We start from the raw sequence: 18,630 nt of genomic DNA on the forward strand, positions 1-18,630 counted from the left end.
GTTCAGCTCAGCGCGGTCCCGGTGGTGGCGGTGATGTGGTCGGGGATCTCGCCTGTGTGGTCGCCGGTGCTCAGGGTCCCCGCGGGCTCGAACAGGAGCAGGGTCGCGCCCGCCACGGACGAGGGGCGGTGGTCGACCCCGCGCGGCACGACGTAGGTGTCGTTGCGGTGCAGGGTGACTCGCCGGTCCGGCCCGCGCAGGTCGATGTCGAGGGTGCCGTCGAGGACGAGGAAGAACTCGTCGGTGTCGTGGTGGGCGTGCCAGAGGTGCTCGCCGCGCACCTTGGCCAGGCGCACATCCCAGTCGTTGACCCGGGCCAGGATACGGGGGCTCCACAGGGCGTCGAAGGTGGCGAGCGCGGCGTCGATATTCATCGGTCGATCGGTCATGCCTCATGGTCGCGGTTGCGGTACCGCGCCGAACAGTGCGATGAATGACGCATGTCGCAAGATTTCTCGCACCCGGGTCTGCACCGGATCGCGGCGCTCGTCGACGAGGGGTCCAACCCGTTCGAACTCGCCTGTATGACCGAGGTCTTCGGCATCGACCGCCCCGAGATCGGTGGTCTGCTCTACGACTTCCGGCTCTGCGCGCACGGGCGCGAGGTGCCGATGCGGCAGAACTTCTTCACCATGACCGGTCTGGCCGAGCTGTCCCTGCTCGACGCCGCCGACACCGTGATCGTCCCGAACCGCCCGGACACCGGCACACCGCGGGACCCGGCCGTACTCGCGGCGATCGCTCGCGCGCATGCCAGGGGCGCCCGGCTGGTCGGCATGTGCAGCGGGGCGTTCACCCTCGCCGAGGCCGGAGTACTGGCCGGGCGCACCGTCACCCTGCATTGGCAGTGGGCCGCCGAGTTCCGGCGTCGTTTCCCCGACACCGAGGTCGACGACGCCGTGCTGTTCATCGACGACGGCGACGTCCTCACCTCGGCCGGCAGCGCGGCGGCCCTGGACCTGGCGCTGTATCTGGTCGGTCGTGATCACGGGACCGCGATCGCGACCGCGGTCGCGCGCCGCCTGGTCTTCGCCGCGCACCGCCGCGGCGGCCAGCGTCAGTTCATCGACCGTCCGGTGCCGCGCGACCCCGGCCCGTCCCTGGCTTCGACGGTGGAGTGGGCCGAACATCATGCGACCGAACCGATCACGGTCACCGATCTCGCGGCCCACGCGTGCGTGAGCGTGGCCACCCTGCACCGGCGCTTCCGCGCCGAACTCGGCTGTACCCCGTTGTCCTGGCTCACCGCCCGCCGCCTCGACCACGCGCGGCGCCTCCTCGAAGCGAGCGACCTCACCGTCGAACAGGTCGCCACCGCGAGCGGCCTCGGCACCGCGGTGAACCTGCGCACCCACCTCGCCGCCGCCACCGGCCTCACCCCGACCGCGTACCGCGCACAGTTCCGCACCCGTTCCGCGTGATTCGCGGGTCGCCCGGCGGCACAGCCGGTTCAGCGCCGGTCGGCGCGGTGGACGCTCACGGGGTTCGGTGGGTGGGCAGGAAGCGGCGGGCGTAGGTGATGGCGGTCCCGGTGTCGGGGAAGACGGCGTCGTCGCCGCCGGCCGGGAGGGCGTCCATGGCCGCCAGGCGGGTGCGGTGGTCTTCGCGCAGACCGGACATCAGGACGGTGATGTGGCGGTGCTGGAGTTTGGTGACGGCGTCGGCCAAGACCAGGGCGCCGGTGGTGTCGAGGGCGGTGACGCGCGACATCCGCAGGATCACGACCCGCACGTCGGCGACTTCGGACAGCTCCAGCAGGAAGCGGTGGGCGGCGGCGAAGAACAGCGGGCCCTCGATGCGGTAGGCGACGATGTGGTCGCGCAGCAGGTCGTGTTCCTCGCCGAGGTGATCGCTGTCGTCCAGTGGGACCTGGTGCAGGCTCGCCTCGCGGGCCACCGCGCGCACCGCGAGCACGAGCGCGAAACCGATACCGATCACCACTGCCGTGACCAGGTCGAACGCCACGGTGACGAGGAAGGTCACCAGCATCACGATCGCGTCGCCCCGCGAGGCGCGCGCGATCGCGGCCAGCGACGCGGTCTCCACCATCCGCACGGTCGTCGCCAGCAGCACCCCGGCCAGCGCCGCGATCGGGATGTCGGCGACGAGCCCGGCCGCCAGGTAGACGATGCCCGCCAGGATCGCCGCGTGCGTCAGCGCCGCCAGCCGGGTGCGCGCCCCCGAGCGCACGTTGACCGCGGTGCGGGCGATCGCACCGGTCGCGGGCACGCCGCCGAACAGCGGCGCGGCGATATTCGCCAGTCCCTGGCCGAACAGTTCCCGGTCCGGGTCGTGGCGGGTCCCGACGGCCATGGCATCGGCCGCGGTGGCCGACAGCAGGGATTCGAGCGCGGCCAGCGTGGCGACGGCGAGCGCGGGCAACAGCAGCGTGGTCAGTTCGTCGGCGTGCACAAAACTCAGCGAGGGTGCGGGCAGCCCGGCCGGGATCGCCCCGATCCGGGCCAGATCCAGGTCGAACACGGTACCGACGACCGTCGCCACCGCGACGGCGACCAGCGCGAACGGCAGCTTGGGCAGAAACCGCCCGCCGATCAGGATCACGACCGCCACCACCAGCGCCGTCACCGGCGCGGTCGCGTTCGGGTGCTCGACGAACCGTCGCACGGCGTCGATGGCCGACTGCCAGACCTTCTCGCCCTCGGCTCCGGACACCCCCAGCGCGCCCGGAAACTGTTGCAGCGCGATCACCACCGCGATGCCCGCGGTGAAACCCTCGATCACCGGAGCCGGCATGAACCGCACCGCGCGGCCGACACCGGCGAAGGCCAGTGCCACCAGCAGCACACCCGCCATCAGCCCGACGGTCAGCACCCCGGACGCGCCGTGCTCGTGCACGATCGGCACCAGCACCACGGTCATCGCACCGGTCGGCCCCGACACCTGGAAGCGCGAGCCGCCGAAGACGGCGGCCAGCGCGCCGGCCACGATCGCCGTCGCCAGGCCGGCGGCGGCGCCGAGCCCGGAACTGATGCCGAATCCCAGCGCCAGCGGCAGAGCCACCAGCGCCACGATCAGCCCCGCCATCAGATCCGTGCCCGGCGCCAGGAAGGCGGGCTTCCACTCCGACCAGGTCGGCAGCAGTGCCCGCATGGTCAGCGGTTGCCGAGCAGGCGCAACTTCAGTGCCGCCAGCTGCTCGCGCAGTTCGTCGGGTAACCGGTTGCCGCCGATGCGGGCGAACCATTCGTCGATGGACCGGGTCTCGGTGACCCACTCCGCGGCGTCGACGACCAGCGCCTTCTCGACCAGCGCGCGGTCGGCCTCGTCGAGCCCGGACAGGTCCAGCGCGTCGGCGGTCGGCACGTAGCCGATCGGCGTCCACTGCGCGTCGGCGGTGCCGTCGAGGCGTTCCAGCGCCCACTTCAGCACGCGCACGTTGTCGCCGAAGCCGGGCCACAGGAAGGTCCCGTCGGCATCACGCCGGAACCAGTTGACCTGGAAGATCTTCGGCAGCTTGGCGGCGTCGGCCGCGGCGCCGAGCCGCAGCCAGTGCGCGAAGTAGTCGCCCACGTGATAGCCGAGGAACGGCAGCATCGCCATCGGATCGCGGCGGACGAGGCCGACCGCCCCGGTGGCCGCCGCAGTGGTCTCCGAGGACAGCACCGACGCGGTGAACACGCCGTGCGCCCAGTCGAAGGTCTCGGCGATCAGCGGCACGGTGCTCGCGCGGCGACCGCCGAAGAAGATCGCCGAGATCGGCACGCCGGTCGGGTCGTTCCACTCCGGCGCCACCGACGGGCACTGCTCGATCGGGGTGCAGTAGCGCGAATTCGGGTGCGCGGCAGGGGTTCCGGATTCGGGCGTCCAGTCGCTGCCGCGCCAGTCGGTGAGGTGGGCGGGCGGCTGCTTCGTCAGTCCTTCCCACCACACGTCGCCCTGATCGGTGAGCGCGGTGTTGGTGAAGAGGGAGTTGCCGCGGTCGATGGTGGCGATCGCGTTGGGATTGGTGCGCGCGCCGGTGCCGGGCGCGACGCCGAAGAACCCGGCCTCCGGGTTGACCGCGTACAGCCTGCCGTCGGCGCCGAAGCGCATCCAGGCGATGTCGTCACCGATGGTCTCGGCCTGCCAGCCGGGTAGCGCGGGTTCCAGCATCGCCAGATTGGTCTTGCCGCAGGAGGACGGGAACGCCGCGGCCACATAGTGCGTGCGGCCCTGCGGTGAGGTGAGTTTGAGGATGAGCATGTGCTCGGCCAGCCAGCCCTCGTCGCGCCCGATGACCGAGGCGATCCGCAGCGCGAAGCACTTCTTGCCCAGCAGCGCGTTGCCGCCGTAGCCGGAGCCGTAGCTCCAGATGGTGCGCGATTCGGGGAAGTGCGCGATGTATTTGGTGCTGTCGCACGGCCACGGCACGTCGGCCTGGCCCGCACCGAGCGGCGCTCCGACCGAATGCAGGCACTGGACGAAGTCGGTGTCGCCGGTGAGTTTTTCCCAGACCGGCGTGCCCGAGCGGGTCATGATCTGCATCGACACCGCCACATACGGTGAGTCGGTGATCTGCACACCGAACTTCGGTTCGGCGGCGTCGAGCGGGCCCATGCAGAAGCCGATGACATACATCGTGCGACCTGTCATCGCGCCGCGGTAGTGCTCGGTCATGACGGTGCGCATGTCGACGGGATCGACCCAGTTGTTGGTCGGGCCGGCGTCAGCGGGGTCGGCGGAGCAGATGAAGGTGCGGTCCTCGACACGGGCGACGTCGTCCGGGTCGGAGACGCACCAGAAGGAGTTGGGCTTGCCGGTGAGCCGGACGAAGGTGCCCTTCTCGACGAGTTCGTCGGTCAGCCGATCCCATTCGTCGCGGGACCCGTCGCACCAGACCACGCGGTCGGGCGTGGTCAGGTCGGCGATCTCGTCGACCCAGCGCAGGATGGCCGGGTGGTCGGTGGGAACCGTCATCGGCGCGGAGCTCGCGGTCACGGGTGTTCTCCTTGTCAACTTGCTAGGTGTCTAATTTAGAAAATGTGCAATCAGTGGGTGAAGGTGGCCCGGTGGGGAGCGGGTGGGTCAGGCTACGGTGGACTCGGGGTTCTCGAGGAGTTCCGCCTGCCCGGCGACTACGCCGGTCAGGATCGCGCGAGCCACGATCAGCAGCTCCTTCACGCGCGGCGAGGTGAGTTCGTAGGTCACCGACAGTCCCTCGCGTCGCGCGGTCACCAGGCCGGCCCGGCGCAGGATGGCCAGCTGCTGAGACAGGTTCGCCGCCTCGACGCCGACCTCGGGCAGCATCTCCGAGACCGCGTGTTCGCGCTCGCTGAGCAACTCCAGCACCCGGATACGGACCGGATGGCCGAGGGTTTTGAAGAAGTCGGCCTTCATCTGGTACAGCGGCCTGCTCAATCCTGGCACCGTGGTGAACCCCGTCCTGCCGTGGCGGTATGGTGTTTTCTAACTTTAGCAAACAGGCTAACAGGAGAAATATGCCCCTCGCCTCGCTCAACGGCATCCAGCTCAACTACGACGTCACCGGGTCCGGGCCGCTGGTCCTGCTCGTGATGGGCAGCGGCAGCCCCGGCCGGGTCTGGCGAACGTATCAGGTGCCCGCCCTGGTCGGGGCAGGCTTTCGGGTCGTCACGGTCGACAATCGGGGGATCGCGCCGTCCTCGGAGTCGGCGGCGGGGATCACCATGGCCGATCTGGTCGGCGATACCGCCGCGCTGATCGAGCACCTGGGCGCACCCGCGCACGTGGTCGGGACGTCGATGGGGTCGCGGGTGGTGGCCGAGCTCGCGCTGGCCCGTCCCGACCTGCTGGGCAAGGCCGTCATGTTCGCGGCCACCGCGCGGCCGCACCCGGTGTCGAGCACCCTCAACCGCGGCGAACAGGCGTTGTTCGACAAGGGGATCGCGCTGCCCCCGGAGTACGCGGCCGCGGTCAAGGCGATGCTGAACCTGTCCCCGCACACCCTGGCCGACCCGGCCAAGGCGCAGGAGTGGCTCGACATCTTCGAATTCACCTCGGGCAAGGGCACTCCCGGCACCCGCGCCCAGCTGGGGATGGACCGCTCCCAGGACCGCCGCGAAGCCTACCGGGGGATCACCGTGCCCAGCCTGGTCGTCGGATTCGCCGACGACCAGATGGTGCCCGCGCGGTTCTGCCGCGAGGTCGCCGAGGCTATCCCCGGCGCCCGCTATGCCGAGATCGAACGGTGCGGGCACTACGGCTACCTCGAACAGCCCGACGAGATCAACCGGGTCCTCGTCGAATTCCTCTCCGCCGCTTGATCTCCCCGAAGGAATACCGATGAGCGATTCGCTGCCGCCCTGTCCCGCCTGTTCCTGCGAATACACCTACGAGCTCGGCGCCCTGCTGGTGTGCCCGGAGTGTGCCAACGAGTGGTCGCCCGCCGGTGCCGACGACGCCGGTGCCGAGGTGATCCGCGACGCCGTCGGCAATGTGCTCGCCGACGGCGACACCGTGACGGTGGTCAAGACCCTCAAGGTCAAAGGCAGTCCGACCGGCATCAAGGCGGGCACCAAGGTGCGCAACATCCGCCTGGTGCAGGGCGTCGGTGATCACGACATCGACTGCAAGGTAGACGGCATCGGACCGATGCAGTTGAAGTCCAGTGTGGTGAAGAAGGTCTGACGAGGGCCACGTGACGGTTCGAGATCACCGCACCGGCTGGATCAGCTTGTCCGCGGCGGCCGCCACGATGGCCGCCGCGGTCTTGCCCAGCGCGGGGGAGTCGAGCTTCCACTGCTGCCAGTAGAGCGGGACGTCGATGTGGGCACGGCCGTCGATATTGACGAGTGTGCCCTCGGCCCTCTCCTTTTCGGTCTGCAGGTCGGGCAGCATGCCCCAGCCCATGCCCAGGCGCACCGCGTCGCCGAAGGCGTTCGACGACGGCACGAAATGCATCGGCGGGTCGATCGGCAGGGTCGACCGGCGGCCGACGTGGCGGAACTGGAGATCGTCCTTGCGGTCGAACTGGATCATCGGCACGTGCGCGTACGAGCCGGGGCGCGCGCCGTCGGGGAACCAGTCCGCGACGAAATCCGGCGTCGCCAGCGACTGGTAGCGCATGGCGCCGAGCGCGACGACCTTGCAGCCCTGGACGGGCGTCGCGGTCGAGGTGATCGCCGCCATCACGGTGCCGTCGCGCAGCAGTCGCGTGGTGTGTTCCTCGTCCTCGCGATGCAGTTCGAAGCAGATCTGGTCGCCCACCCTCGCCAGGGCGGGCATCACCCAGGTCTCCAGCGAATCGGCGTTGACGGCGATCGGGATCCGCGCCGGCCGCCCGGCGGGCCGGTCGACGTCGCCGAGCTCGCGGGCGGTGTCGGCGGCGAGCAGTTCCACCTGCCGGGCCAAGCGCAGCACCGCGAGCCCGGATTCGGTGGCGCGCACCGGTTTCGAGCGCTGCACCAGGATGCGGCCCGCGGCTTCCTCGAGCGCCTTGATCCGCTGGCTGATCGCCGACGGGGTGACGGTCAACCGCCGCGCCGCCGCCTCGAAGGTGCCCTCGGTGAGCACCGCGTCGAGCGCGCGCAACTGGTCCAGCTGCAGATCCATGTAAGAAATTCTAATGGTAGTGAAGAATCATTAGCTGGCCTGAAAATTGATGCCCTCTTAACGTCGAACGACGTGACGGCATCCTCCGCGGCACTGGCCGCCCTCTCCGGATTGGGCTTCGGGCTCTCCCTCATCGTGGCGATCGGCGCGCAGAACGCGTTCGTGCTGCGCCAGGGCGTGCGCGGGCAGCATGTGCTGCCGGTGATCGCGGTCTGCGCCGTGTCCGACATCGTCCTGATCGCGGCCGGGGTCGCGGGCTTCGGGACCGTCGTCGAGGCGGTGCCGGCGGTGCTCACGGTGGCCAGGTACGCGGGGGCGGCGTTCCTGTTCGGCTACGCGGTGCTGGCGGCGCGGCGGGCGCTGAGTTCGTCGGCGCTGATCGCCGACGCGGCGGGCGCCTCGGTGGCCGTGGGTGCCTCGGTCCTCACCTGTCTGGCTCTGACCTGGCTCAACCCGCACGTGTACCTGGACACCGTGGTGCTGCTCGGCTCCTTCGCGAGCACCTACGCGAGCCCGGACCGCTGGTTCCTGGCCGGGGGAGCGATGCTCGCCAGCATCGGCTGGTTCCTGGCGCTGGGATACGGCGCGCGCCGCCTCGGGCCGCTGTTCGCGCGGCCGATCGCGTGGCGGGTGCTCGATTCGGTGATCGCGGTGATCATGGTCGCGCTCGCGATCGGTCTCGTCGTGTCCTGACGGCGCGGCTCAGGACCCCGTCGTCCACGGGGTGACGGGCGGCTTCACCCACAGCAGCTTCTCGTCGGCGTTGGCGCGGACCGCGGCGGCGTGCCCGGGATTGCGGGCCGCCCACGCGTCCTTCTGCTCGAGCAGGTCGGCGACCACCTGCCAGGTCTCGCCGGTGCTCGGCGGATTGGTGTCGGCGGCCCTGGCCAGCTTGCGCAGGGTGGCCGCGGGCAGGGCGAGCAGCTCGGCACCGCGGATATCGCGGTCCCAGAGGTAGGCGGCCAGCCTGCGGGCCTTGGCGACGCGGCTCGCGGTGGCCGCGTCGGAATGCGCGTGATCGGGTGCCTGATCGGCGCTGTCTGGCACGGGGGCGATTCTACGACGAACGCCCGCGCTCCGGTCGGGCGATGACCGGGGCACGGGCGTTGATCCGTCAGGTGGCTCAGTAGGCGCTGTTGACGTTGTCCATCGAGCCGTAGCGGTGCGCCGCGTAGTTGCAGGCCGCCACGATGTTGGACACCGGGTTCCAGACGTCGAAGGGGGTGCCCTCGACGTGGTACGCGGCGAAGGTCGGGTCGATCACCTGGAGCAGGCCCTTGGAAGGGATGCCCATCGCGGCGTTGGAGTCCCACAGGTTGATCGCCTGGGGGTTACCGGTCGACTCGCGCATGATGTTGCGGTGGATGCCCTCGTAGGTGCCGGGGATGCCCTTGGCGGCCATGATGTCGAGGGCCTGGCGGATCCAGCCGTCCAGGTTGTCCGGGTACACGGGGGGAGCCGGCTCGGGCATCGGGGCCGGGGCGGCCTCGGGAGCGGGCGCGGGGGCCGGGGCGGCCTCCGGCGCGGGGGCCGGGGCGGGGATCGCCTGGATGGCGGGGGCGGCGCCGACGGCGGGGATGCTCTCCGCCTGCTCGACGACCATGGCAGCACGCTCGGGAACGCTGTCGTCGGCGAAGGAGACGGCGGAGGACGCGGCTACGGCGACCAGACCGACCGCGGCGACCGCCACGGTGAACGCCTCACGGCGCGAACGACGGCCGATAACGGTGCTGAGCTTGTCTTTGTTGAGCATTGCTGTTCTGTTCCTTCATCTCTGTCTGGCGACCGCAGGCCCCGGTGGGGAGGCGCGGTGGATCGCGCAGCGCACGCAGCGGCGCACGCCGGTCAGGCGATGTGTTGTTTCTGTCCGTATGGGAATGTGCGACGCTGTCAGGAGGTCGGACGCTCGATGGCGGTCCGCGCGTCGCACGGTGCTCCACAGCTGGCTGCGGGGAGACCACGCGCTGTTCGGTTCTCGTGCTCTTCGAAGTTGGATACTCCGGGGCTAACCAAACCGCAGGTCTGTTTGTGACCTGATTGCAGAATGGTCACGGTGGGTTAACAGAAGGTGAACGAGACCTGAACGGCAAACGCTGCCGATCTTGGTCGGTTCCCTGCGCAGTTGCGGAATCGTTATCTACGCAGGGAGTTTGCCGCCTCGAAAGATGTGCCGCGCGTCACAGAAAAAGTTTGCGGAAATCGGGTTTGGCGAGCGTTTGCGCAGCTCCAGCCTGTCCGGATCGTGACTGCTGTGATGTGATGGGCTGCTGTCCATGGCGGTTCGATAACGACCTCGTGACCGTTACCGGACAGACGACCGGAGGTAGAAAGACCGCATCCCGGCAGTTTCGGTAACTGCCGGGATGCGGTCTGTTGTGCGCCATCAGGGACTCGAACCCCGAACCCGCTGATTAAGAGTCAGCTGCTCTGCCAATTGAGCTAATGGCGCTTGGTTTGCTCGGACCGCGACTCTGGGGGAGAACCTCTCGGTGTCTCCCTCAGCCCCGCTCTCCGGTGCGGAACAAACATTAACAGGCTTCGGGCCGGAAAGTGAAATCGGGCTCTGACCAGCAACAATGCGGCACTCTTCGGGTTGTTAACGGCGGAGGCCCCGCGGCGTATCTAACGATTGTGACTTGGTCGTGTCGCGGGGGCTTTCCCGTTGGTGGCGACCGGGCGGGCTGGCAGAATGGCGGGACGACGATCTCGACCGCCCCCGTCGACGCGGATGGCACGAGCGATAGGCGTCGATGGGATCTGCGGCGCACACAGTTATTGCGTCGGTACGGAAACGGGGTTGACATGGGTAAGACTCGGGGGCGACATCGGTCGCTGCGGACGATCGTTCCGGTGGCGTTGCTGGCGGTCTTCGCGCTCGGCGCGTCCGCTTGCTCGGCGGCTGAGGGCGCGGGGGTCGAGGTGGCGATCGACCGCAACCCGATCACCGAACTCATCAAGCCGAAGCTGGTGTCCACGATCAAGGACGGGCAGGTCGGCGTCTCGCCCGGTATGCCGATGGCCTTCCAGGTCGAGGACGGCAAGTTCACCGAGGTCACGCTCACGAACAAGGAGGGGCGCCCGGTCGCGGGCCAGCTGGCCGCCGACGGCCGTTCCTGGGCGACCAGTGAGGTGCTCGGCTACGGCAAGACCTACAAGCTGACGGCCTCCGCGATGGGTCTGGGCGGCGTGAACTCGACGACGCTCAGCTTCACCACGAGCTCGCCGAACAGCCAGACCAAGCCGTACCTGCTCCCCGGCGAGGGCGAGGTGGTCGGCATCGGTCAGCCGGTGGCCATCCAGTTCGACGAGAACATCCCCGATCGCCGGGCCGCGCAGGACGCCATCAAGATCACCACCGAGCCCGCGGTCGAGGGCGCCTTCTACTGGGTGAACAACCGCGAAGTGCGCTGGCGCCCAGAGCATTTCTGGGCACCGGGCACCAAGGTGACGATCGATGTGAACGTCTACGGCAAGGACCTCGGCAAGGGGCTGTACGGCCAGGACAACATCCACTCGTTCTTCACCGTGGGCGACGCGCAGATCTTCACCGCCGACGACAACACCCACCAGGTGACGGTGGAACGCAACGGTCAGGTGATCATGACCATGCCGACCTCGATGGGTAAGGACTCCACGCCCACCGACAACGGCATCTACATCGTCAGCGACCGGCACGAGAAGATCATCATGGACTCCTCGACCTACGGCGTCTCGGTGAACTCGCCGGACGGCTACCGCACCCCGGTCGACTACGCGACGCGAATCTCCTACAGCGGCATCTTCTTCCACTCCGCGCCGTGGTCGGTGGGGCAGCAGGGCTACTCCAACGCCAGCCACGGCTGCCTGAACCTCAGCCCGGCCAACGCCCGCTGGGTGTACGAGAACGCCAAGCGTGGTGACATCACCATCGTGAAGAACACCGTCGGCGGCACCCTGTCCGGTGTCGACGGTCTCGGGGACTGGAACATCCCGTGGCCGGAATGGAAGGCGGGCAACGCCGACGTCGCCTGATCCGCGCGAAAAGCGAAGGGCCACCGGAGGTTTCCGGTGGCCCTTCGTGCGTGAACGGGGTGGTTCAGGCGGGTGTCGGCAGGTCGGCGCAGTCCATCATCGCCTCGCCGGCGACGGCCAGCGCGCTGCCGAGCGCTCCGCAGAGGATGCGGCCGCCGAACAGCAGCCGGTCGAGGTTGGGCAGGCCGGCCGAGCCGGTGCCGGAAGAGCCGGTGGTCTCGACGCCGGTGGTGGAGCCGCTCTGCGCCGACCCCGACTCGGGCTTGTCGCTGGGCAGGCCGAAATCGCCGGTGGCCGTCGGCGCGGCGGCGACATACGGGGACAGGGGCAGGCCGGGCGACTCGGCCGCCGCGGTCCCCGCGATCGGGCCGAGCGCGGTGGCGGCCGCGAAGGCCGCGACGACGGTGGAACGCTTCATCAAGTGGTCTTTCCGGTCGAACGCTGACGAGAGATGCCCCACATCTGGGCAGTGGTCCAGAGTGTAGCGGGCAAACGTGATGTTCGTCATGGCGCTGCCCGGAGTCGCTAGGCGGTCGCTGCGAGCCCGTCGTCGTTGCCGCGCAGTTCGCCGGAGATGCTGACGCCGGGATCGCCGACGACGACCCGGCGCGCGCCGCAGCGGCACCGCTGATAGGCGACGAGACCCTCGCTGGTGCGGTGGCAGGACTCGATCCGCCAGGTGTGGGTGGGATGGCTGGTCATGCTTCGAGTCTGATGTAATGGCATTGTGCATTACAACCATTACGGACGAGAGCCGGTGCAGCTCGGGGTCGACCTGCTCAACCGGCCGTGTGACAGCGCGGCCGAACTGGGGCGACGCTGCGCGGCGGCCGGACTGGTGCTGTCCACGCCGCCCACCGACGCCGATCTGACGTCCGTGACGGCGTTTCTGACGCGCTGGCGCCGCGTGGTCGAGTGCGTCGATCCCGCCGACCGCGCCGCGCTGCTGAACACCTTGCTGGGCGAGTACGCCGCCGCGCCCCGGCTGACCGACCACGCCGGCGACGGCTGGCACCTGCATTTCCGCGACCCCGGCGTCGCCACCGACCGGCAGATCGCGGCGCTCATCACCGTCGGCACCGCGCTGCATCTGACCGGGCTCGGCATGGACCGCCTCGGCGGCTGCGCCGCGCAGGACTGCGCGCGCGTGTACGCCGACACCTCACGCAACGGACGGCAGCGCTTCTGCAGCCCGGCATGCGCGAACCGCTCGGCGGTCCGCAGGCACCGGGCGAGCCGCGCCGCCGCCCGCTAGCGTCACGCCAGGACCGGGAAATTGGCCCGCAGCACCTGATGCGGGTCACGGTCGCGCTTGATCCGGCGCAGCCGGGCCAGCGTCGCCTCGTCGAACGCCGCGCTCGCCGACTCGCCGGGCGCGAGGAAGGTGTAGGGCTTGGCGCCGGTGCGGTGCGGGCCGAGCTGGTCGAGGATCGCGGCGAACCCGGCGGTGACGTCGTCGACCAGGTGCGGCAGGCCCAGCCCGAGGAGATAGAGCGCGTACGGCTCGGTGACCGGTCCGCGCGCGCCGTCGTGCGGAGCGGCCTCGGCGAGTGCTCCGCCGAGGCCGCGGATCTGGATATTGAGCAGGGGCGCCACCGGTGCGTCGACGAGGGTCTTCACCACCGCGTCGCCGAGATCGGTGAGCAGTTCGCCCCGCGAGAGCGAGGGGCTCGGATCGGTCGGCTCGGCGGTGATGGTGCCGAGCTGGTCGGCCGTCATCGCCGCCCTGGTGTCGGCGAGCGCGCCCGGCAGCGCGTCGAGGCCGCGAGTCAGCGCGCGGCCGTCGGCAGGCTCGCCGAGGTAGGCGAAGTCGATGGCGACCGTGGGCGCCGCGCCCGGCAGTTGACAGCGCTGCAGCCACACCGACAGTTCCGGGGGCGCGTCGGTGGTGAGCGCGGTGAACAGCGCGAACGCCTCGTGGGTGCGCTCGGCCGACCAGCTCACCCGGCCGCCGTAGAGCCGGGGCAGCTCGACGAGATCGAACTCGAGCGCGGTGACGATCGCGAAGTCGCCACCGCCGCCGCGCAGCGCCCAGAACAGGTCGGGGTCGGATTCGGCGTCGACCAGGCCGCGCACGCCCTCGGCGTCGACGATGTCGAACGCGCGGACCGCGTTCGACGCCCAGCCGTGCGCACGGGCCAGCCAGCCGAACCCGCCGCCCAGGGTGTACCCCGTCACGCCGACGACGGGATTGCTGCCCGCCAGGCCCGACAGCCCGTGCGCCGCCGCGGCGGCCTGCACGCGGCCCCACTGGGCGCCGCACCCGACCCGGGCCCGTCGCCGCACCGGGTCGATCGCGATGTCGTCGAGCGCGCCGGTGCGCAGGAGGACGGCGTCGTCGATGTCGCCGGTGGCACCGTGGCCGGTCGGCTGGGTCACCACCGTGCGGCCCGCGCGCCGGGCCCAGCCGACCGTGGCGGCGATGTCCTCGGCGTCGGTGGCCGCGACGACGGCGCCGACCGATTGGGTCACCGCCACGTTCCACGGCCGGGCGGCCTGCTCGAAGCCCGCGTCACCCGGCAGCAGCACGGCGCCCCGGACGGTGCCGCGCAGTTCGTCGATTCCCATGGTCGAATTCCTCAGTTCTCTCGGTGGTCCACCGAGACGACGACGGTGCGGCGGGGACTGTGACAGGGGATACCGGAAAACGCGGAAAGCCCGGTCCTCGCGGACCGGGCTTTCCATCTCGGGGTGAGTGACGGGACTCGAACCCGCGACAGCCAGGATCACAACCTGGTGCTCTACCAACTGAACTACACTCACCATCACCGGTGAATCACCGGCGCCGTAGATACTAGCGTGTTTCGGGCGTCAGGCCCTAATCCGCTGGTCGGGGGCTTGATCCGGTGACATCGATGGCCTCGGTGACCGCTTCGGCGACGGCCGCGATCTCGGTGGTGGACGGGCCGGGCAGCGGCACGAACGCGGTGCGGCGGTAGTACTCGAGCTCGCGGATGGATTCCTTGATGTCGGCCAGGGCGCGGTGTGCCAGACCCTTCTCCGGCTGCCCGAAGTAGATACGCGGGTACCAGCGGCGGCACAGTTCCTTGATCGAGCTCACGTCGACCATCCGGTAGTGCAGGTGCTCGTCGAGTTCGGGCATGTCGCGCGCGATGAAGCCACGGTCGGTGGCGATCGAGTTGCCGCACAGCGGCACCGTGCGCGCGGTGGGCGCGTACTGGCGGATGTAGTCGAGTACCTCGGCCTGGGCCTGCTCGAGGGTCACGGTCGAGCGCCGAACCTCTTCGGTGAGACCGGATTTCGCGTGCATCTCGGCGACGACCGGTGGCATGCAGGCCAGCGCGGCGTCGTCGGCGTGGATGACGATGTCGACACCGTCACCGAGAATGTTCAGGTCGCTGTCGGTCACGAGCGCGGCGATCTCGATCAGCTTGTCGCTGTCGAGACGGAGCCCCGTCATCTCGCAATCCATCCAGACCAAGAGTTTGTCTGACACCTGAGCCACCCTAACGGGCGATACAGTTTGCTTGGAATTCCCCGCAGACGTTTCGAGCATTTCTTGCGTACGGCAGTTGTGACCAAACGGAGGACGCGCGAATGACCACCCCCCAGGAAAAGGCGGCAGCGGCACGCAAGGCGGCCGAGGAGGCGGCGCGGGTCGCCGCGGAGGCGGCCGCGGCCGCGGAGGCCGCCGAGCGGGAAGCCGCCGCGTCCAGTGCCGAACCGGCGCAGGCGGCGTCCGGCGCGGCGGCGCAGATCGCGGCGGGTTACGCCTTCGACGGACCCGCGCTCGAGCTCGGTACGGTGATGGTCGACGGTGTGACCGATCCCGCTGCGCGCGTGCGCATTCCGCTGCGGATGATGAACCGCCACGGCCTGGTCGCCGGCGCCACCGGCACCGGTAAGACCAAGACGCTGCAAGGCATCGCCGAACAGCTGTCCCGGGCGGGCGTTCCCGTGGTGATGGCCGACGTCAAGGGCGACCTGTCGGGGCTGAGCGAACCGGGCCAGGACAACGACAAGATCAAGGCGCGGGCCGCCGAAACCGGTGCCGCCGACTGGGCGCCGAGCGGGTTTCCCACCGAGTTCGTCTCGCTCGGCACCGGGGGCATCGGCGTGCCGATCCGGGCGACCATCTCCTCGTTCGGCCCGATCCTGCTCAGCAAGGTGCTCGGTCTCAACGACACCCAGGAATCCACGCTCGGCCTGATCTTCCACTGGGCCGACCAGCGCGGCCTGGCGCTGCTGGATCTGAAGGACCTGCGCGCGGTGATCACCCATCTGACCAGTCCCGAGGGCAAGGACGACCTCAAGGGCATCGGCGGTGTCTCGGCGCAGACGGCGGGGGTGATCCTGCGGTCGCTGGTGAATCTGGAAGCCGAGGGCGGCGACACGTTCTTCGGCGAGCCCGAACTCGATCCCGCCGATCTGCTGCGCACCGCGGGCGGGCAGGGCGTGATCACGCTGTTCGAACTCGGTCAGCAGGCGGCGCGACCGGTGCTGTTCTCCACCTTTCTGATGTGGGTGCTCGCCGATCTGTTCCAGACGCTGCCCGAGGTGGGTGACGTCGACAAGCCCAAGCTGGTCTTCATCTTCGACGAGGCGCACCTGCTGTTCGCCGAGGCGTCCAAGGCGTTCCTGCAGCAGGTGGAGCAGACGGTGAAGCTGATCCGGTCCAAGGGCGTCGGGGTGTTCTTCTGCACCCAGCTGCCCACCGACATCCCGAATCCGGTGCTGTCCCAGCTCGGCGCGCGGGTCCAGCACGCGCTGCGCGCGTTCACCCCCGACGATCAGAAAGCGCTGTCGAAGACGGTGCGCACCTACCCCAAGTCGACGGTGTACGACCTGGAGGAGGCGCTGACCTCGCTGGGCACCGGTGAGGCCGTGGTCACCGTGCTCTCGGAGAAGGGCGCGCCGACCCCGGTGGCCTGGACCAAGATCGTGCCGCCGCGCTCGCTGATGGACACCATCGGTGACGAGACGATCAAGTCCAAGGCGCTGTCGAGTCCCCTGCAGGGCAAGTACGGACAGAGCATCGACCGTGAATCGGCCTACGAGATGCTGCTGGCCAGCGTGGCCGCCGCCGATCCGGCCCCGCCCGCGCCGCAGGCGCCGGGACGGGCGCGGCCGGAGGAGGATTCGGCGGCCGAGCGGATCATGAAGAATCCGGCGGTGAAGAGTTTCCTGCGGTCAGCGGCCAGCGCGGCTGGTCGGGAGATCAGCCGCAGTATCTTCGGTACCCGGCGCCGGTAGCGGAGCGCCGGCTATCGCACGGTCGGCAGTCGGTTCCGGCCGTGCGATGTGGGAGCGATGCGGCTCAGCTGCTGCCGAACCATCCCCAGGGGAACCCATTGTTGTGGCCGCCACCGCGACCGCGGTCGCAGTAGTCCCAATTGCGGTCGTTCCAGTGGTTGCGGCCGTACCAGTCGTTGTCACAGCGGTGGCCGCGGTCGCGGTCGCAGTAGTCCCCGTGGCGGTTGTTCCAGTCGTCGCAGCGCGGATACTCGGTCAGCGCCACGCCTGCGGTGGTGGCGGGTGCGGCGATGACGGGTGCCGCCACCGCCGGCGCAAAGGTGAGGGTCGCACCTGCTACCGCGAGACCAAGGAACAGTCGGCGAATGCCTGGCTGATGTTTCGTGTCGGTCTTCATGGCTGCCTCTTCCGGTGCACTGGTCACCGGACGAGCACACCGTGGGTCGGTTTTGTTCGATTTCCCCGACATGTCTGATCCTAGGCGTGGGGCGGGCGTCGCCACCAGCCCGGACGGCGCCCGGCGCGAGGCGTCAGCCGAGTTCGCGCATCAGCAGGTCGGCGGTGGTCTCGCGGCGCAGCAGCTGCGTGGTCCGCCCTGCGGCGACTGCGATGATCGGCGGCCTGCCGACGGTGCTGTAGGTCGAGGCCAGCCCGTGGTGATAAGCCCCGGTGCACGGCAGTGCGAGCACTTCGCCCGGCCGCAGGTCGGCGGGCAGCCGCACCTCGGTGGCGAGGAGTTCACCGGTCTCGCTGTGCCTGCCCGCGACCGATGCGGTCATCTGCGCGCCGGTGGGGTGACGGTTGACCACCAGCGCCCCACCGTGGCCACGGCCCTGCCCGCCACAGCCGCCGCCGTCGACGATCACCCGATGCCCGCCCTCGGCGGTCTCGGTGACCGACAGCACCCGATACAGCGTGACGCCGGCCCGCGCGACGATCGCGCGGCCGGGCTCCATGGTGATCGCGGGCCGCGGAAACCGGTGGCGCGCGCAGGCGGCGTCCAGCGCGTCGTCGAGGATGTCGGCGAGCTCGCGCAGGTTCAGCTCGGCGTCGCCGCTGCGGTAGGCCACCGCATGCCCGCCGCCGATGTCGAGGTGGGTCAGCACCATGCCGTACTCGGCGTCGATCCAGGCCAGCTCGCCGATCATGCGGCGGATCGCCTCGCCGTAGTGGTCCGGATTGTGGATCTGCGCGCCGAGGTGGCAGTGCAGGCCGATGAGCCGCAGATGCGGTTGGGCCGCGACCCTGGCGACCGCGGTCTCGAGCGAAGTGCTACCGAGCGGGAACCCGAATTCCGGACTGCCGGGCACATCGATACCGGTGGCGACGCGCAGCAGAACCTGCTGGGGGGCGGTGGCCAGCGCGGCCAGCAGCGTGATCTCGGTGAGCGAGCCGACGACGATGCGACCGACGCCGCAGCCGACGGCGGTCTTCAGTTCGTCGAAGGTCTTGCCGTTGCCGTGCAGCACGATCCGGCGCGGCTCGATCCCGGCGGCCAGCGCGACCGACAACTCACCGGCGGACCCGACCTGCACCGACAGGCCCTCCTCGACGACCCAGCGCGCCACCGCGCCGACCATGAGCGCGGTGCCCGCGTAGACGATCTCGGCGTCGGGGAAGTGTTTGCGGTAGGCGCGGCAGCGTTCGCGCACCTCGGCTTCGTCGACCACGTGCGCGGGGGTGCCGAACTCGTCGGCGATATCGGCGAGGGCGACCGCGCCGAGGGTGATCCGGCCGTCCTGGTCGTAGTGCGTGTCGGCCGGCCAGACCGCGGGGTCGAGCCGCGGCACGGTGGTCGCGCGCAACGAGGGGAAGATCTCGAGCAACGTCACGGTGGTCTCCTGGGGACGCCCCCGCGTTCCGATGGCGGGGCCGA

Annotated in this window: 20 protein-coding genes and 2 tRNA genes; 7 read left to right on the plus strand and 15 right to left on the minus strand. The window is 69.8% G+C overall.

The window, feature by feature from the left end; genetic code table 11:
• Positions 1-2 precede the first annotated feature (2 nt).
• The gene (locus tag Q7X29_RS09280; RefSeq protein ID WP_218720873.1) at positions 3-389 is read right to left on the minus strand and encodes a cupin domain-containing protein; all 387 of its coding nucleotides are present in this window, start codon (positions 387-389) and stop codon (positions 3-5) included.
• Between the two features lie 51 nt (positions 390-440).
• Between Q7X29_RS09280 and Q7X29_RS09285 the strand changes: the two genes are divergently transcribed.
• On the plus strand, positions 441-1,421 hold the full coding sequence (locus Q7X29_RS09285; protein WP_316573820.1) for a GlxA family transcriptional regulator: 981 nt from the start codon (positions 441-443) through the stop codon (positions 1,419-1,421).
• Positions 1,422-1,476: 55 nt separating this feature from the next.
• On the opposite strand, the gene Q7X29_RS09290 is transcribed toward Q7X29_RS09285, so the two are convergent.
• From Q7X29_RS09290 to Q7X29_RS09300, 3 genes are all read right to left on the minus strand, one after another.
• Positions 1,477-3,111 carry a SulP family inorganic anion transporter gene (locus Q7X29_RS09290; RefSeq protein WP_218720871.1) on the minus strand — a complete coding sequence of 545 codons (1,635 nt, stop codon included), beginning with the start codon at positions 3,109-3,111 and terminating at the stop codon, positions 1,477-1,479.
• A 2-nt stretch (positions 3,112-3,113) separates the two neighbouring features.
• Positions 3,114-4,916, minus strand: coding sequence for a phosphoenolpyruvate carboxykinase (GTP) (locus tag Q7X29_RS09295; RefSeq protein WP_316574027.1), 1,803 nt, complete (start codon positions 4,914-4,916; stop codon positions 3,114-3,116).
• A gap of 108 nt (positions 4,917-5,024) precedes the next feature.
• Complete coding sequence (locus Q7X29_RS09300; protein ID WP_218720894.1) at positions 5,025-5,336, minus strand: ArsR/SmtB family transcription factor; 312 nt, start codon at positions 5,334-5,336, stop codon at positions 5,025-5,027.
• Between the two features lie 101 nt (positions 5,337-5,437).
• On the opposite strand from Q7X29_RS09300, the gene Q7X29_RS09305 reads away from it, so the two are divergent.
• Together Q7X29_RS09305 and Q7X29_RS09310 are read left to right on the plus strand one after the other, a co-directional pair.
• Entirely contained in the window at positions 5,438-6,241 is an 804-nt protein-coding gene (locus Q7X29_RS09305; protein ID WP_316573821.1) for an alpha/beta fold hydrolase, read from the plus strand.
• Positions 6,242-6,260: 19 nt separating this feature from the next.
• Entirely contained in the window at positions 6,261-6,605 is a 345-nt protein-coding gene (locus tag Q7X29_RS09310; RefSeq protein WP_316573822.1) for a zinc ribbon domain-containing protein YjdM, read from the plus strand.
• 24 nt (positions 6,606-6,629) lie between these two features.
• On the opposite strand, the gene Q7X29_RS09315 is transcribed toward Q7X29_RS09310, so the two are convergent.
• Positions 6,630-7,529 (minus strand): LysR family transcriptional regulator ArgP, encoded by a 900-nt coding sequence (locus Q7X29_RS09315; RefSeq protein ID WP_218720868.1) that lies wholly within the window; start codon positions 7,527-7,529, stop codon positions 6,630-6,632.
• Positions 7,530-7,601: 72 nt separating this feature from the next.
• On the opposite strand from Q7X29_RS09315, the gene Q7X29_RS09320 reads away from it, so the two are divergent.
• On the plus strand, positions 7,602-8,222 hold the full coding sequence (locus Q7X29_RS09320) for a LysE/ArgO family amino acid transporter (protein WP_316573823.1): 621 nt from the start codon (positions 7,602-7,604) through the stop codon (positions 8,220-8,222).
• A gap of 9 nt (positions 8,223-8,231) precedes the next feature.
• On the opposite strand, the gene Q7X29_RS09325 is transcribed toward Q7X29_RS09320, so the two are convergent.
• The 3 genes from Q7X29_RS09325 to Q7X29_RS09335 all read right to left on the minus strand — a co-directional run bounded on the left by Q7X29_RS09325 (position 8,232) and on the right by Q7X29_RS09335 (position 9,978).
• Entirely contained in the window at positions 8,232-8,576 is a 345-nt protein-coding gene (locus Q7X29_RS09325) for a hypothetical protein (protein WP_218720867.1), read from the minus strand.
• 76 nt (positions 8,577-8,652) lie between these two features.
• On the minus strand, positions 8,653-9,282 hold the full coding sequence (locus tag Q7X29_RS09330) for a transglycosylase SLT domain-containing protein (protein ID WP_218720866.1): 630 nt from the start codon (positions 9,280-9,282) through the stop codon (positions 8,653-8,655).
• Between the two features lie 623 nt (positions 9,283-9,905).
• Positions 9,906-9,978, minus strand: a tRNA-Lys gene (locus tag Q7X29_RS09335).
• A gap of 353 nt (positions 9,979-10,331) precedes the next feature.
• Between Q7X29_RS09335 and Q7X29_RS09340 the strand changes: the two genes are divergently transcribed.
• The gene (locus tag Q7X29_RS09340) at positions 10,332-11,540 is read left to right on the plus strand and encodes a L,D-transpeptidase (protein WP_218720865.1); all 1,209 of its coding nucleotides are present in this window, start codon (positions 10,332-10,334) and stop codon (positions 11,538-11,540) included.
• 64 nt (positions 11,541-11,604) lie between these two features.
• Here Q7X29_RS09340 and Q7X29_RS09345 read toward each other — a convergent pair whose 3' ends face one another.
• Both Q7X29_RS09345 and Q7X29_RS09350 read right to left on the minus strand, forming a co-directional pair.
• The gene (locus Q7X29_RS09345) at positions 11,605-11,958 is read right to left on the minus strand and encodes a hypothetical protein (protein ID WP_218720864.1); all 354 of its coding nucleotides are present in this window, start codon (positions 11,956-11,958) and stop codon (positions 11,605-11,607) included.
• A gap of 107 nt (positions 11,959-12,065) precedes the next feature.
• Positions 12,066-12,242 (minus strand): hypothetical protein, encoded by a 177-nt coding sequence (locus tag Q7X29_RS09350; RefSeq protein WP_218720863.1) that lies wholly within the window; start codon positions 12,240-12,242, stop codon positions 12,066-12,068.
• Positions 12,243-12,267: 25 nt separating this feature from the next.
• On the opposite strand from Q7X29_RS09350, the gene Q7X29_RS09355 reads away from it, so the two are divergent.
• Positions 12,268-12,795, plus strand: coding sequence for a CGNR zinc finger domain-containing protein (locus Q7X29_RS09355; protein ID WP_218720862.1), 528 nt, complete (start codon positions 12,268-12,270; stop codon positions 12,793-12,795).
• Positions 12,796-12,797: 2 nt separating this feature from the next.
• Here the strand turns inward: Q7X29_RS09355 and Q7X29_RS09360 are convergent, their stop codons facing one another.
• From Q7X29_RS09360 to orn, 3 genes are all read right to left on the minus strand, one after another.
• Entirely contained in the window at positions 12,798-14,108 is a 1,311-nt protein-coding gene (locus tag Q7X29_RS09360) for an FAD-binding oxidoreductase (protein WP_316573824.1), read from the minus strand.
• A 122-nt stretch (positions 14,109-14,230) separates the two neighbouring features.
• Positions 14,231-14,303: transfer RNA gene (locus tag Q7X29_RS09365), tRNA-His, on the minus strand.
• A gap of 55 nt (positions 14,304-14,358) precedes the next feature.
• A complete protein-coding gene (orn, locus tag Q7X29_RS09370; RefSeq protein WP_218720860.1) occupies positions 14,359-14,997 on the minus strand; it encodes an oligoribonuclease in 639 nt (212 codons plus the stop codon).
• Positions 14,998-15,098: 101 nt separating this feature from the next.
• Here orn and Q7X29_RS09375 point away from each other — a divergent pair, with 101 nt between their 5' ends.
• The gene (locus Q7X29_RS09375) at positions 15,099-16,754 is read left to right on the plus strand and encodes a helicase HerA-like domain-containing protein (protein WP_316573825.1); all 1,656 of its coding nucleotides are present in this window, start codon (positions 15,099-15,101) and stop codon (positions 16,752-16,754) included.
• A 64-nt stretch (positions 16,755-16,818) separates the two neighbouring features.
• Here Q7X29_RS09375 and Q7X29_RS09380 read toward each other — a convergent pair whose 3' ends face one another.
• Both Q7X29_RS09380 and Q7X29_RS09385 read right to left on the minus strand, forming a co-directional pair.
• Positions 16,819-17,151: a hypothetical protein gene (locus Q7X29_RS09380; protein ID WP_316573826.1), complete on the minus strand. Its 333-nt coding sequence runs from the start codon at positions 17,149-17,151 to the stop codon at positions 16,819-16,821.
• Between the two features lie 133 nt (positions 17,152-17,284).
• The gene (locus tag Q7X29_RS09385) at positions 17,285-18,586 is read right to left on the minus strand and encodes a diaminopimelate decarboxylase family protein (RefSeq protein WP_316573827.1); all 1,302 of its coding nucleotides are present in this window, start codon (positions 18,584-18,586) and stop codon (positions 17,285-17,287) included.
• Between the last annotated feature and the right edge of the window lie 44 nt (positions 18,587-18,630).

It is taken from the genome of Nocardia canadensis (assembly GCF_032656385.1).
Lineage (GTDB): Bacteria > Actinomycetota > Actinomycetes > Mycobacteriales > Mycobacteriaceae > Nocardia > Nocardia canadensis.